The organism is Arthrobacter sp. NPDC055138 (genome assembly GCF_053607305.1).
In genome coordinates this window covers 753,794-766,330 of the sequence record NZ_JBSGTH010000001.1, presented here as the reverse complement: position 1 = coordinate 766,330, position 12,537 = coordinate 753,794, and the positions used below count along the sequence as shown (strand labels likewise).

Sequence of the window (12,537 nt, the reverse complement as noted above, 5' to 3'; positions counted from 1 at the left end):
GGGGACGGCAGGTGCCTTGGTGGCGGGAGCGGCTACTGTTCCCGCCGGTAGAAGGGCAGTTCGACGACGTCGAACGGCTCCGGCTTGCCGCGCAGGTCCACGTCCACCCGGGTTCCGGGCTCGGCGAACTCGGCGTCCACGTAGGCCAGCGCGATCGGGTAGCCGAGCGTGGGGCTGGGCTGGCCGGAGGTGACTTCGCCGATGGTCCGGCCGTCCTTCAGCACCGGGTAATGGGAGCGGCCGGCGCGCCGGCCGGCGCCCTTGAGGCCCACCAGTTTGCGGGCCGAGCCCTTTTCCTTCTGCGCCTCAAGCGCCGCGCGGCCTACGAAGTCGCTGTCCTTCTTGAGCGAGACCACACCGCCCAGCCCGGCGTCGAAGGGGCTGGCCTGCAGGCTGAGTTCGTTGCCGTACAGCGGCATGCCGGCTTCCAGCCGGAGCGAATCGCGGCAGGCCAGTCCGGCCGGCAGCAGGTCCGCGCTCTGCCCGGCTTCCAGCAGGGCGTTCCAGAGCGAGCCGGCGTTGGCGTTCGGGACGTAGATCTCGAAGCCGTCCTCACCGGTGTAGCCGGTGCGGGCCAGCAGCAGCTTCAGCGGCGCTCCGGCCACGGTGAAGTCCACCTCGTCAGCAGAGTAGTACTTCATCTCCCGCACGGTGGCGTGCTGAGCCGCCGACACGAGCTGGAGCAGGATCTCCACCGACTTGGGGCCTTGGACGGCCACCAGCGAGGTGTTGGCGGTGGCGTCTTCCACGGTGACGTCGAAGCCCTTCGCCCGCGCCGCCAGCTCCGCGGCGACCGTCGGGGCGTTGCCGGCGTTGGGCACCACCAGGTAGCGGTCCCCATCCTGGTTCGCGGGACGCCGGTAGATGATCAGGTCGTCGATGATCCCGCCGTCGGCGTTGCAGATCAGCGAATACTTGGCCCGGCCCTCGGCGACGGCGGAGAGCTTGCCGACCAGGGCGTAGTCCAGGAATTTTCCGGCTTCCGGGCCGGTAATCCAGACTTCGCCCATGTGCGAGAGGTCGAACAGCCCGGCGCTGTTGCGCACGGCATGGTGCTCGGCCAGTTCGCTGCTGTACTTCAGCGGCATCATCCAGCCGCCGAAGTCGGTGAAGGAAGCACCCAGCCGCTCGTGTTCCTCGTAGAGCGCGGTGTGTCGGGGCGTGGTGGTCTCGGTAGTCAAGGGGTGCAGACCTTTCCTAGTTCTCGAAAGCTTCGGGCGGCGGGCAGGAGCAGATCAGGTGGCGGTCGCCGGCGGCGCCGTCGATCCGTCCCACCGGAGCGAAGTACTTGTCCACTTGCAGGCCGTGGACCGGGAAGGCGGCCTGTTCGCGGGTGTAGGGACGGTCCCAGTCGGAGCTGATCACGGCCGCGGTGGTGTGCGGGGCCAGCCGCAGCGGGCTGTTCTCCAGCGGGAAGTCACCGTTGAGCACCTGGTCGATTTCGCCCCGGATCGAGATCATCGCGTCGATGAACCGCTCGATCTCTTCCAGGTCCTCGGACTCGGTGGGTTCCACCATCAGCGTGCCGGCCACCGGGAAGGACAGCGTGGGCGCGTGGAAACCGTAGTCGATCAGGCGCTTGGCCACATCTTCGGCGGTCACGCCGGACTTGGCGGTCAGTTCGCGCAGGTCCAGGATGCATTCGTGCGCCACCAGGCCGTCATTGCCGGTGTAGAGCACCGGGAAGTGCTCGTTCAGCCGCTTGGCCACGTAGTTGGCGGCCAGCAGCGCACTCTTGGTTGCCTCGGTCAGCCCCTCGGCGCCCATCATGGCTACATAAGCCCAAGAGATCGGCAGCACGCCGGCCGAGCCGTACTCGGTGGCGGAGACCGGAACGCCCTTGCCCTCATGCTCCGCCAACGCGGCGTTGCCGGGCAGGAACGGCACCAGGTGCTCGGCCACGGCCACCGGGCCGACGCCGGGGCCACCGCCGCCGTGCGGGATGCAGAAGGTCTTGTGCAGGTTCAGGTGCGAGACATCGCCGCCGAACTTGCCCGGCTGGGCCAGTCCAACCAACGCGTTGAGGTTGGCGCCGTCAATGTAGACCTGGCCGCCGGCCGCGTGCACCGCGTCGCAGACGTCGCGCACATCGGCGTCATACACCCCGTGCGTGGACGGGTAGGTGATCATGATGGCGGAGAGCGCGTCTGCATGCTGGTCGATCTTGGCGCGCAGGTCGGCGTGGTCGATGGTGCCGTCCAGTGCGGTGGCGACCACCACTACCTTCATCCCGGCCAGCACGGCCGAGGCCGCGTTGGTGCCGTGTGCGGAGGCGGGGATCAGGCAGACATCGCGCTGGTCGTCGCCGTTGGCCAGGTGGTAGCGGCGGATGGCGAGCAGGCCGGCGTATTCGCCCTGCGAGCCGGCGTTGGGCTGGATCGAGACGCCCGCGTAGCCGGTGATCGCGGCGAGCCGGTCTTCCAGGTCGGCGATCAGTTCGCGCCAGCCGGCGGTCTGGCTGGCGGGAGCGAACGGATGGATGGAGGCGAATTCCGGCCAGGTCATCGCCTCCATTTCCGCCGTGGCGTTCAGCTTCATGGTGCAGGAGCCCAGCGGGATCATGGTCCGGTCCAGCGCCAGGTCGCGGTCGGACAGCCGGCGCAGGTAGCGCAGCATCCGGGTTTCGGAGCGGTAGCTGTGGAACACCGGGTGGTCCAGGTAGGAGGAGCTGCGCAGCAGGTCTTCCGGCAGCTCGAAGCCAGCGGCGGCCTCGGCGGTCTTGCCGGCCGCGTCCTCTACGCCGAAGGCCTCCGCGACCAGGGCGAGGTGCTCCGCCGTCGTCGTTTCATCGGTGGAAATGCCCACGTGGTCGGCGTCGATGCGGCGCAGGTTCACGCCCTTGGCCTCGGCGGCGGCGGCGATCTCCGCGGCCTTGCCCGGAGCCTTCACCGTGAGGGTGTCGAAGAACTGGTCGGCAACCAGGCTGAAGCCGGCGCCGGTGAGCGCGCCGGCGAGGGTGCGGGCGGCCTCGTTGGTGTGCTGCGCAATCGCCTTCAGCCCCTCGGGGCCGTGGTAGACCGCGTACATGCTGGCCACGACGGCCAGCAACGCCTGCGCGGTGCAGATGTTGGAGGTGGCCTTCTCGCGGCGGATGTGCTGCTCGCGGGTCTGCAGCGCCAGGCGGTAGGCGGGGCGGCCGGCGTCGTCCTTGGAGACACCAACCAGGCGTCCGGGCAGCGAGCGCTCAAGTCCCTTGCGCACGGCCATGTAAGCGGCATGCGGGCCGCCGAAGAACAGCGGGACGCCGAAGCGCTGGGTATTGCCGACGGCGATGTCCGCACCCTGCTCCCCCGGCGGCGTGATCAGGGTCAGCGCCAGCAGGTCTGCGGCCACGGTAACCATGGCGCCGCGTTCCTTGGCCTGTGCGATCACCGGGGCGTGGTCGAAGACGCGGCCGGAGGCTCCCGGCTGCTGCAGCACGATGCCGGAAATGTCCCCGTCGGGCAGCCCGGCGGCGAGGTCGGCCACCTCCACCTCGAAGTCCAGCGCCTTGGCCCGGCCCTTGACGACGGCGATGGTCTGCGGCAGCAGGTCCGCGTCCAGCACGGTCTTGCCGGCGGCCTTGGATTTGTTGGAGCGGCGCATCAGCAGCACGGCTTCGGCCACGGCGGTGGCTTCGTCCAGCAGCGAGGCGTTGGCGATCGGCAGCGCGGTGAGGTCCTGCACCATGGTCTGGAAGTTCAGCAGCGCCTCCAGCCGGCCCTGCGAGATTTCCGGCTGGTACGGGGTGTAGGCGGTGTACCAGGCCGGGGCCTCCACCACGTTGCGGCGGATCACGGCCGGAGTGATGGTGTCGTAGTAGCCTTGGCCGATCATCTGCACGGCCGTCACGTTCTTGGCGGCCAGCGCGCGCAGGTCGCCCAGGACCTGGGCCTCGCTGCGGGCGGCGGGTAGGGCCAGCGGTTCCTGCTGGCGGATGTTTGCGGGCACCGCAGCGTCCACCAGATCGTCGATGCTTCCGTAGCCCAACTGCTTGAGCATGGCTTCCGCGTCGTTCCGGCGCGGACCGATGTGGCGGTCTGCGAAGGAAGTGCTGCCGGGCCGGGTGTCGAGGTTGGCTTTAGCCGTCATTGAGGAACTCCAGTTGATCCCCGGCATGGGGTGGCCATACCGGTAGTGAAGGGTTCCTCCCCGCTCTGTGACTGGACCTGAGAGATTCCGCAGGCGGACGGCCCGGGGCCGGTTCCTGCTTGCACCGTCGGTGAGCCGGTCCTTTGACGGTCCGGCTGCTTTCCAGAGTTGCCTCTCCGCGGCGGTACAGGGGCCTGAGAGATTCCTGGGGAGGTATTGCTCCTACGGCGCCTGCTGACCTAGTGCTCAGCAGGACTCTCCCGCCGCATGTCGAAGGCTGTATGCAGTTGTTTCTAACTCCTTGTATGGTAGTCCAGCCGTTGGCGGGCAACAAGGTGATGACCGTGCCGGAGCCGGCACGGTCAGCCGGCCCAGCCCGCTAGACTTCCCCGCGGGCGAGCATGCCCTTGATGTACGCGGCCTGGCCGATGTGCTCCAGGCAGTCGTCCAGGACGCTCACCAGCCGGACGCCCAGCTTCACGTGCGGGTCCCACCGGGTATCAACAATCCGGTCCAGATCGTCCTCGGTCAGCCCGGCCAGATAGCTCAGCGTGCCCGCATGCACGTCGTCGTAATAGTCGCGCAGCAGGTCGGCCGATTCCACCCGGACGGCCGCCACCTGCTCGGACGTATGGCCGTAGCCGTGGTCCTTCTCGGCCAGCGGCAGGTCGAAGCGCTCCCACCAGCCCGCGAGCCAGTACTGCCGGGTGCCTGCGACGTCGGCAATGTGATCGTCCTGGATGCGGGTCAAATGCCAGACGAGCCAGGCGATCGAGTTGCTGTCGCCGCCCGGCCGGGCAGCCAACTGGTCGGCGTCCATACCTTCCAGCACGTGGTGGACCCGTTCCTGGATCCGCCCGTAGGCATCGGCCAGCAGGTCATTGAACTTCATGGTGCCTCCTCGTGGCGGACTGTGCGCCAGCCTACCGGCGCCGGGCCGCCCGGGGAACGGGCAGCCGCATCAGTCCCGGGCCGCGTCTTCCAGATAGCGCGGCCGGCCCACGATGACCAGGCCCACCGCCAGCAGAAGAAGGGCGGCGCCCAGCAGGCCGAAGGAAGCCGCCCAGTCGCCGCTGACGTCGCGCAGCAGTCCGAAGGCCAGCGGACCGGCGCAGGCGACCGTGTAGCCGATCCCTTGCGCGAACCCGGACAGTGCACCGGCGCCGGCCGTGGTCCGGGTCCGCAGGTTGACCAGCAGCAGGGCCAGCGCGAAGGTGCCTTGGCCCAGGCCGGCCAGGGTAATCCAGAGCCAGGTGCCGAACGACGGCGACAACAGCAGGCCGGCGTAGCCGGCCGCATAGAAGCCGATGAAGAGCAGGCCCAGTCCCAGCGGATTGCGCAGCCGCGCCGCGATCAGCGGCACCAGCAGGCTGGTCGGCAGGGCCAGAATGGCGTAATAGGCCAGCATGGTGCCCGCCATGGGCGGCAACATTCCGCTGTCCACCAGCAGCGGCGGCAGCCACGTGAACATCGAGAACGTGTTCGACGAGGTCCCGGCGAACACCAAAGCCAGGCCCCAGGCGAGCGGCGAACGCCAGACGCGCACCGCCGTCGTTCTGGTGGTTGCGGTGGTGGCTTGCACTGTGGCCGGCGGACCTGGCGCGGGACCGTCCAGGCCCGCCACGGAAGACGCACCGGCTCCGCCCACCCCTGCCACGGCCAAGGCATGACGCGCCTGCGCCCCGTCGTCCTGATCCGGCTCCAGGCCCCCGGGCCGGTAGGGCTGCAGCACCAGGCGTGAAATCTTGCGCCGGGAATGTTCTGTCCATGCGGTGACCAGCCACGGCACCAGGGCCGCCACGCTCACGGCCGCCCAGACCCCGATCGAGAAACGCCAACCGGCTGCCTCCTCGAGCGGCACGGCCAGCAGCGGGCTGAACGCGGTACTGACCGCCAGCAGCGTCACGTAGAGCGCGGTGATGAGGCCGATTCGGTCGGGGAAATAGCGCTTCACCAACGGGGGCAGAAGGATGTTGCCGACGCCGTAGCCGGCCATGGTCAGGCCGGACAGGACCAGGAAGGACGGCACATCGGAGGCCATCGCCCGGCCCAGCTGGCCCACCGCGGCCATGACGATGGCCACTAGCAGCAGGACTTCCAAGCCGATCCGCCGCACCAGAACCGGCACGGCGAACCCCGCGGCGGCAAAGGCCGCGGTGGGCAACATGCCCAGAACGCCGGTGGAGGCGGTGCCGAATGGCAGCTCTGCGGCAATGCCCGCCAGCACCGGCGAGACGCCGGAGACGGCCAGCCGCAGGCTCAGCGCGAGCAGCAGGATGCCGGCGAGGACGGTCAAGCGGCCACTAAACGGGGAGGTCTTCCGGGGCGCCGGGCCTTGGCTGGAGCGGGAGCGGTCCTCGGAATGCGGTCGGGTATCGGCAGTCTGTGGTGCGGGCGAGGTCAAGCGTGGTCCAGGGGGTCGAACGGCGGGGCGGGACGGCCGAGTGGATTCGGCCGGGTTTCACCCTATCCCTTCACGGCGCCGCCTCCCGGCAGACCCGCAGACCGGCTATGAACTCTCCGGCGCCAGCTCCTCGGCGAGGATCCAGAAGGTCCGGCGCAGCCTCTCCACCGCGGCTTCGGGCTGGCCGCGCTGCAAGTACTGCACCGTCTCGTCCCAGCCATCGGTCCAGATGGGATAGGCCACGGCATGTTGGAAGAGGTGCAGCCGGGCCAGCGAACGGCCGAGCACATGGGTGTTCACGTCCCGCAGTTCCTGATGGTCGCCGGCCTGAAGGATGATGCCCACCAGGCCGTCATTAGCGCGGTGCGACGCCAGCATGTCTTCGTGCGCCAGGGCTGTCCGCAGCTCGCCCACCAACGTTGCCATTCTGTCGATCTCGCCGGCCGACAACCGCGGGGCGGCCCGTTCGAACAGTGCCACCAGCACCACGCCCATCACGTCCAAGAGCTGCACGGCCTGCTGCCGGCCGAGGTTGGCAATGCGGTGTTCATGTCCCTCAGCCTCGATCAGGCCCTCGTCTGCGAGGGCCGAGACCGCCTGGTGCATCAGCGCGTCTTCGGTGCCAAATCGACTAGCCAGCCCGGACACAGTCACTGTGGTGCCGGGTGCCAGTCCGCCGGACAGGATCTCGTCCCGCACCGCTTGGACCGCCTTGTCCACTTGCGCCCGATCGGCCGCGCTGCCCATCATGAAGACCTCCTGCCGGTAAGTGGTTATGACTGGCGTCACATACGAGTAATGTACGTGAAAAGGTGGATCGGGGTCAGGCCGCTGGTTACTCTGATGAGACCTGCGGCACAGCGTCGTGCGGCAGGTTCTAAACGTGCAGCAGGAGGTGCCGGTTGAACGCCATGTTTGGTGCTCGGATCAACGTGAACGCCACCTATACGGCCGCGGCCACCGCCAACAGCAAGAATCCCCACGACTGGGGCCGGGCCATGGCCGTTGCGCTGTCCGATTTGGTGGAGCAGAGCGAAAGTGATGCCGCATCGCCCGACGAACTGTACGGCGAGAATTTGCGCCTGGTCATCGAGGAGACGGAGAGCGGCGTGCAGATCCATCTGTCCTGGTCGCCTGGCGGCCAGGAATTGGAAGCCGGGGGCGCCGAGGGCTGAGGCGCATCGGCCAACCGCCGGCGGACCAAAGACTGTTCCGCAGCGGCCGATACTGCCAAGATGAGCTCATGGTCTATCGCCAGCCGTATGTCCATGACCTCACCGGAGTCTTTGCGGCTCCGCTCCAGGCGTGGAGCGAACCGCACGGGCAGATCCGGGGCCATGGTGCGCAGGGCGTGTACTTGGGGGACGACCGGGTGCTGGCCCGCTGCCTGCTGACGGTCAACGGCCAGGAGCCGGAATGGATGTCCACCCAATCGCGGTCCGCGGGCCGGGCCGATTTCATCTCCTTCCTCCGGACCGCAGCGGAGGGGACTGACCCGCTGGTCACCCTGAACCGTTCCCGGACGGTGCAGGGCGGCCGGCTGGGCGAGGCGTTGACCTTTACCTCCGCGCTGCAGGATGAGCTGGAACTTCAGGTCCGGATTGATCTGGTGGCGGATGCCATCCCGCTGGAGCAGGTGCGTGCCGGGGCGGCCGGCGAGGCCGGTTCGGTGGCCCCCGGCGAGGCCCGGTGGAGCTGGCGCGCCGGTACGCGCGCTGTGCTGACGGCGGAGGGCGCCGAGGCCGACTTCGACGGCAGCCTGGTCCGGCTGGCGTGGACGGCGCTGCTCAAGCCGGGCACCGTCGTCGTCCTCTCCTGGAGTATTGATTACGACGACGCCGGCGCTCCCCTCACTGCCGCATCGGCACCGGTGCTGCGCACGCCGTCGGTGACGGGAGACTCGCGGCTGCAGCGGCTGATGAGCCGCTCCCTCACGGACCTCAACAGCCTGCGTATGGCCGGCCGGGATGCCCCGGCCGACGTCTTTTTGGCAGCCGGCGCCCCGTGGTTCCTGACGCTGTACGGCAGGGAGTCGCTGGTGGCCGCCCGGCTGCTGCTGCCGATCGATTCCGCCGTCGCGGAGGGGACGCTGCGTTCGGTGGCCCGGTGGCAGGGCACCGTGGAGAGCGAAGAGACCGGCGAACAGCCCGGCCTCATGGTCCAGGAAGTGCGGCAGCGCCGGCTGTCGATGGCCGTTGACGCGGTGGTCCGGGAGCTGCCGCCGGTCATCTACGGTTCGCCGGATGCCACGCTGCTCTGGATCGTCCTGTTGCACGATGCTTGGCATTCCGGCATGCCAGAGGACGCCGTCCGCGACCTGCTGCCCCAGCTGGACGCGGCACTGGATTGGCTGCGGCGACACTCGGACCCCGGCGGCGACGGCTTCATCCGGATGCCGGTCCCGCCCCTCCAAGGCCCCGGGCACCAAGGTGTCGGGGACACCCGCGGCGCCTACCGCCATCTGGACGGCAGCGCGGCAACCGGAATCGTTGCCCCGGCCGATCTGCAGGCCTACGGCTACGAGGCGGCACGCGCGGCATCGGTGCTGCTGGACTACTTTGGCGAGGCCGACGCTGGCGACGAGTGGCGGGACTACGCGTCGCGGCTGGCTACTAATTTCCGCAACCGGTTCTGGTGTGCGGACGACGCCGGACCGTACCCGGCGATGGCCCTCGACGACCGGGACCGGCAGGTGGCCGGCGTCGGATCCGGCATGGGGCATCTGCTGGGCACCGGGCTGCTGGACGCCGAGGAAACCCGGACGGTGGCCGGCCGGCTGATGGACCGGACGCTGTTTACCGGCTACGGCATCCGCACGCTGTCCACGGCGAACCCGGGGTACTGGCCCACCCGCCGCCGCGCGGGGGCGGTCTGGAGCCAGGACACGGCATGGATAGTGATGGGACTGCTGCGCACCGGCTTCCAGGCGGAGGCCGCGCAATTGGCAGCGGGCCTGCTGGATGCCGCGGAGGGTTTCGACTACCGGCTGCCGGAACTCTTCAGCGGCCAGGCCGCATTGGAGGTCCGCCCGCCGCTGCCCTACCCGTCGGCCTGCCGCCCGCATGCCGGTGCGGCCGCGGCCGCGGTGCCCGTGGCGCTGGCCCTGGGCGGCTTCAGGGCCAGCGCGCTCTAGTACCGGTCAGGCTGCGGCGACGCTTCTCTGCCAGGCGGTCCAGGCTGCGTAGCTGCCGTCGAGTTCCGCGACGTCGTATCCGGCTCGGCGCAGGGCACTGGCCGCCACGGAGTTCCGCACGCCGGACTGGCAGTAGGTCACGATGGTGCCGTGGGCGGGCAGTTCATCCAAGTGCCACATGACTCGGCCGCCGCTGAGCTGGTGCGAGCCGGGAATGTGTCCGTCGGCGTACTCCGTTTTGTTGCGGACGTCCAGGACCATGGCGGCGTCGAACCCGTCGAGTTCCCCGGGCTGGATCAGCTTCGGGACAGCGGTGGGCAGCCCGTCGATGCCGGTGACGTAACCGGCGACGTTGTCGATGCCCACGCGGACCAGATGGTCCCACATCTCCTTCGCCGCATCCCGGTCCGGGGCCAAGAGGACCAGCGGGGACTTGTCCGTCTCCGGGTTAACCACCCAGGCGCCGTAGTTCGCCACGGACTTGCCCGCCGGGACATTCAGTGACCGGAGCACCGTGCCGGAGTGGACGTCGCCGTGGGAGCGGGTGTCGATGAAGGTCAGCTTGTCTTCGGCCAGCCCCTTGGCGACGTCCGCAGTGTCCAGTTCCTCCAGCGGGGCGCGTTCGCCCATCACTGCCGGGCCTTCGCGGTTCTCGCGTTTCATCCGCCCAAAGTAGGCGTGCGCATCGGGCTGTCCGTCGAGGAGCTCATCGATGAAGCCCTGCTCATCGTTCGCGGCAAGGTAGCGCCCCCACCAGGCGTAAAGACGTTCGTAGCCGACGGTGGAGGACGGGATGGCACCCAGGGCCTTGCCACAGGCACTTCCGGCGCCGTGCGCGGGGTGGACCTGGACGTAGTCGGGCAGGGTGAGGAACTTGTCCCGCAGGCTGGCGAAGAGCTGCTTGGCACCCTCGAAACGGGTGTCAACGCCGCCGGCGGCCTCGTCCAGCAAGTCGGGGCGGCCCAGGTCGCCGGAGAAGACGAAGTCTCCGGAGAGCAGGTAACCGGGCTGGTCGCTGAAGGCGCCGTCAGTGACCAGGAAGGCCAAGTGCTCCGGGGTGTGCCCGGGGGTGTGGACCGCCTTGATGCTGATGTTGCCCAAGGTGATGGTGTCGCCGTCGAACAGCCGTTCGCCGGCGAATTGGTATTGCCAGTCCGGCCCGCCCTCGCCCGAGACATGAATCTTCGCGCCGGTGGCGGCGGCCAGTTCGCGCGTACCGGAGAGGTAGTCGGCGTGGATGTGGGTCTCCGTGACGGCCACGATCTTCATGCCGTTCTTCGCGGCGAGGTCCTGGTAGACGGCGATGTCGCGGCGGCCGTCCACCACGATCGCCTCACCTTTGGCCTGGCAGCCGATCAGGTAGCTGGCTTGGGCGAGGTCGTCGTCGTAAATGCGCTCGATAAGCATCTGGTGCTCTCCTTCAAGTGAAAGGGTCTGGGAGGTTCGGTTGCGAGGTTTCGGTTCTGGATTGGGGCCCGGAGTCAGGCGGTGACGGTGCCGGCGGTGACCCACCCCGCGACGGCGAAGATGAGTACTGCAAACGAGATGCGGACGTGCTTGTCCTTCAGCCGGCGGGCCAGCCGGGCCGCGACGACGGATCCCACGACGGCGGGAACTGCGAACGCAAGGGTGGTGGGCCAGTCGATGCTGAAGCCTGCGGCGTGGGCGCTGAACCCCGCGGCTGAGTTGATGACGATGATGGCCAGGGAGGTTCCGACGGCCTGCTTCATGCGCAGCCCCAGGAAGATGGTTAGCGCCGGGATGATGAGGAAGCCGCCGCCCACGCCAAGGAGTCCGGTGAGGAACCCGACCAGCAGTCCCACTGCCAAGGCCTTGGGGGCACACGCCCGGAGGGCCCGGCCCGGCCCCGTGCCGCAGGACCCGTCGGTTTCGCGGGTCCCAGCGAGCATCCGGATGCCTGCGAGCACCATAATTGCTGAGAATGCCAGCATCAGGACGTTCGGGTCAAGGACTCGGCCGACGGCGGCGCCGCCCCAGGCGGCTGGGATGCCGGCCGCACCCACCAGGGCGATGATCGGCCAGTTCAGGCCTTCCCGGATCCGGGGCAGCAGGGCCGCCAGCGAGGACACTCCCACCACCAGCAGCGACGTGGGAATCGCCTGGGCCGGACTCATGCCCACCCCATACACCAAGGCCGGGACGGCGATGATCGCCCCACCGCCGCCCACCAAACCCAGGACAACCCCGACGAGCAGTCCCAGCAGCAGGGACAAGGTCATGCCGCCGGAGCTTCTGCAGTTGCGGGAACGGGGAGCTGCAGGATGGCACTCTCCCGGGTGGGCTCCTTGGCGGCCTTGTTCCAGGGCATGACCGAGAGTGCCTTACCCATGGCACAAGTGTTGGTCGCCGCGGAGAACGTCAGGCCGGTGCCAATCGCTCCGGCCAGCATCCGGACCTTGGGGGAAACGAACTTGCCTCCGGCCAGGCCCAGCATCACCAAGGAGCCGGCAGCGAGGCGGACCTGCCGTTCCAGGTCCCAGCGCGCTTTGCCCTTGACGACGTCGCCGCCGGCGGACGCGTAACCGGGCACTCCGCTGGTCAGGACGTAGGCGGTGTTCGCTCCGGAGGCGCCCAGGCGCTGGCGGGCCTGCTCGGCGCGCGCTCCGGACTGGCAGACCAGCACCACCCGGCTGCCCAGGCGGGCGGCGAGTTCGTCGGTGTGTTCGGACAGCAGCGGCAACGGCACATTGTAGGACCCACGGATGTGCAGGGACTCGAACTCAGCGGCTGAGCGGACGTCGATCACGATCAGGTCCTGGTGCTCCGACATCCAGGAGCGCAGGGTCTCCGGAGCGAGTGCGGTAACGGCATGGGCCGAAGAAGGGGAAGTCATGACTGGCCTTTCGATGGGAACTAGTGGATACCCCACCGAGTATTACAGATACCCCCGGGGGTACGTCAAACACCC

General features: G+C 68.7%; 10 protein-coding genes and 1 riboswitch. Of the genes, 2 read left to right on the top strand and 8 right to left on the bottom strand.

Annotated elements, in window-relative coordinates:
* Positions 1 to 32: 32 nt before the first annotated feature.
* The 5 genes from gcvT to ACWF5H_RS03685 form a co-directional block, all read right to left on the bottom strand.
* Positions 33 to 1,181 carry a glycine cleavage system aminomethyltransferase GcvT gene (gene gcvT / locus ACWF5H_RS03705; protein WP_452034924.1) on the bottom strand — a complete coding sequence of 383 codons (1,149 nt, stop codon included), beginning with the start codon at positions 1,179 to 1,181 and terminating at the stop codon, positions 33 to 35.
* A gap of 16 nt (positions 1,182 to 1,197) precedes the next feature.
* Complete coding sequence (gcvP, locus tag ACWF5H_RS03700; RefSeq protein WP_452034922.1) at positions 1,198 to 4,071, bottom strand: aminomethyl-transferring glycine dehydrogenase; 2,874 nt, start codon at positions 4,069 to 4,071, stop codon at positions 1,198 to 1,200.
* Positions 4,072 to 4,243: 172 nt separating this feature from the next.
* A riboswitch (glycine riboswitch) is annotated at positions 4,244 to 4,344 on the bottom strand.
* A 106-nt stretch (positions 4,345 to 4,450) separates the two neighbouring features.
* Positions 4,451 to 4,963, bottom strand: a complete 513-nt coding sequence (locus ACWF5H_RS03695; protein WP_452034921.1) for a mycothiol transferase — start codon at positions 4,961 to 4,963, stop codon at positions 4,451 to 4,453.
* A gap of 69 nt (positions 4,964 to 5,032) precedes the next feature.
* The gene (locus tag ACWF5H_RS03690; protein ID WP_452034919.1) at positions 5,033 to 6,367 is read right to left on the bottom strand and encodes an MFS transporter; all 1,335 of its coding nucleotides are present in this window, start codon (positions 6,365 to 6,367) and stop codon (positions 5,033 to 5,035) included.
* Positions 6,368 to 6,580: 213 nt separating this feature from the next.
* Positions 6,581 to 7,225, bottom strand: a complete 645-nt coding sequence (locus tag ACWF5H_RS03685) for a GntR family transcriptional regulator (protein ID WP_452034917.1) — start codon at positions 7,223 to 7,225, stop codon at positions 6,581 to 6,583.
* Positions 7,226 to 7,377: 152 nt separating this feature from the next.
* Between ACWF5H_RS03685 and ACWF5H_RS03680 the strand changes: the two genes are divergently transcribed.
* Positions 7,378 to 7,650: a hypothetical protein gene (locus ACWF5H_RS03680; RefSeq protein ID WP_452034915.1), complete on the top strand. Its 273-nt coding sequence runs from the start codon at positions 7,378 to 7,380 to the stop codon at positions 7,648 to 7,650.
* Positions 7,651 to 7,718: 68 nt separating this feature from the next.
* On the top strand, positions 7,719 to 9,608 hold the full coding sequence (locus ACWF5H_RS03675; RefSeq protein WP_452034914.1) for a glycogen debranching N-terminal domain-containing protein: 1,890 nt from the start codon (positions 7,719 to 7,721) through the stop codon (positions 9,606 to 9,608).
* A gap of 6 nt (positions 9,609 to 9,614) precedes the next feature.
* On the opposite strand, the gene ACWF5H_RS03670 is transcribed toward ACWF5H_RS03675, so the two are convergent.
* From ACWF5H_RS03670 to ACWF5H_RS03660, 3 genes are all read right to left on the bottom strand, one after another.
* Positions 9,615 to 11,015 (bottom strand): MBL fold metallo-hydrolase, encoded by a 1,401-nt coding sequence (locus ACWF5H_RS03670; RefSeq protein ID WP_452034913.1) that lies wholly within the window; start codon positions 11,013 to 11,015, stop codon positions 9,615 to 9,617.
* 74 nt (positions 11,016 to 11,089) lie between these two features.
* Positions 11,090 to 11,848, bottom strand: a complete 759-nt coding sequence (locus ACWF5H_RS03665; RefSeq protein ID WP_452034912.1) for a sulfite exporter TauE/SafE family protein — start codon at positions 11,846 to 11,848, stop codon at positions 11,090 to 11,092.
* Positions 11,845 to 12,462 carry a rhodanese-like domain-containing protein gene (locus ACWF5H_RS03660; RefSeq protein ID WP_452034910.1) on the bottom strand — a complete coding sequence of 206 codons (618 nt, stop codon included), beginning with the start codon at positions 12,460 to 12,462 and terminating at the stop codon, positions 11,845 to 11,847. Before ACWF5H_RS03660 ends, ACWF5H_RS03665 begins: the two co-directional genes overlap by 4 nt.
* Between the last annotated feature and the right edge of the window lie 75 nt (positions 12,463 to 12,537).

Bases quoted from the DNA above. Each gene is read 5' to 3' on its own strand.
- ACWF5H_RS03665 (WP_452034912.1), bottom strand. From the start codon at position 11,848: ATGACCTTGTCCCTGCTGCTGGGACTGCTCGTCGGGGTTGTCCTGGGT.
- gcvP (WP_452034922.1), bottom strand. From the start codon at position 4,071: ATGACGGCTAAAGCCAACCTCGACACCCGGCCCGGCAGCACTTCCTTC.
- ACWF5H_RS03685 (WP_452034917.1), bottom strand. From the start codon at position 7,225: ATGATGGGCAGCGCGGCCGATCGGGCGCAAGTGGACAAGGCGGTCCAA.
- ACWF5H_RS03695 (WP_452034921.1), bottom strand. From the start codon at position 4,963: ATGAAGTTCAATGACCTGCTGGCCGATGCCTACGGGCGGATCCAGGAA.
- ACWF5H_RS03670 (WP_452034913.1), bottom strand. From the start codon at position 11,015: ATGCTTATCGAGCGCATTTACGACGACGACCTCGCCCAAGCCAGCTAC.
- ACWF5H_RS03675 (WP_452034914.1), top strand. From the start codon at position 7,719: ATGGTCTATCGCCAGCCGTATGTCCATGACCTCACCGGAGTCTTTGCG.
- ACWF5H_RS03660 (WP_452034910.1), bottom strand. From the start codon at position 12,462: ATGACTTCCCCTTCTTCGGCCCATGCCGTTACCGCACTCGCTCCGGAG.